Annotated in this window: 1 protein-coding gene; it reads right to left on the reverse strand. The window is 49.9% G+C overall.

What is annotated here, in order from left to right; all coding sequences use genetic code 11:
* The coding region (locus tag R7O13_RS25845) for an alpha/beta fold hydrolase (RefSeq protein ID WP_318305070.1) at positions 1 to 798 on the reverse strand (798 nt) is incomplete at its 3' end.
* Positions 799 to 812 lie beyond the last annotated feature (14 nt).

The following is an 812-nucleotide window of genomic DNA, read 5'->3' on the forward strand; positions in this document are numbered from 1 at the left end:
CCCATGGCCTTGACCTTGTGTTGTCACCAACTCAACATTTTCAATCTCGTCAGCGGCTTGAGCGGAAATGCTGTGTTTAGTGAATTTATCTTGCTCATCATGCACGATGATCGTGGGTGCCGCTCGCTCCGAGAGTCGCTTCAGCGGGTCGATCGATTGCAATGGGTAGCCATACTGATCTTCCACTTCCGATACCCCCGCTTTGAACAGTTTCATTGAATAGCCAGAACGCGCAATGCTGCCAAACAAGTTCTCTACGTAATTCAACACTGGCGCAATCAATAGCAGTGGCTTGTTTTCCAACTTATGATGACGGCACTCAAGTGCAGACGCCGTTCCCATACTATGTCCAACCAATCCGGCGACGCCTTCTTCTACCGAGTCGAGAACCTCTTCCAAACCACGCACAAAGCCCGGAATATGGCCATATTGACCATCACTTTCACCATGAGCTGGATGATCGTAAGCCAACGCTGTAAATCCACAAGCCGCGATATGTTCCATCAACGGATAAAACTGGCTCGCCGTGCCCGACCAACCATGAGTCAGAACCCACACAGGCCCCTGACCCAACGAATACGTTTTGATAGCCCCAGTGTGCCCTTGGATTTCTGCTTTAACTAATCCTTGTGGCTCCGCATTTTTTGGTTGCGTACGCGCAGGAGTAAGCAGCAGTTTTCGCGCCGTTTTCTTCGCATGCGATGGGGCCAATGTGTGGTGCAAGCGGGTACTGATGTTGACGAGACTGCGCTTCACACTAAAACGCTGCGAGGTATTAAAATAGATTTTCTCACTCATGATCTTTTCCTTAG

It is taken from the genome of Vibrio sp. Y176 (genome assembly GCF_033438945.1).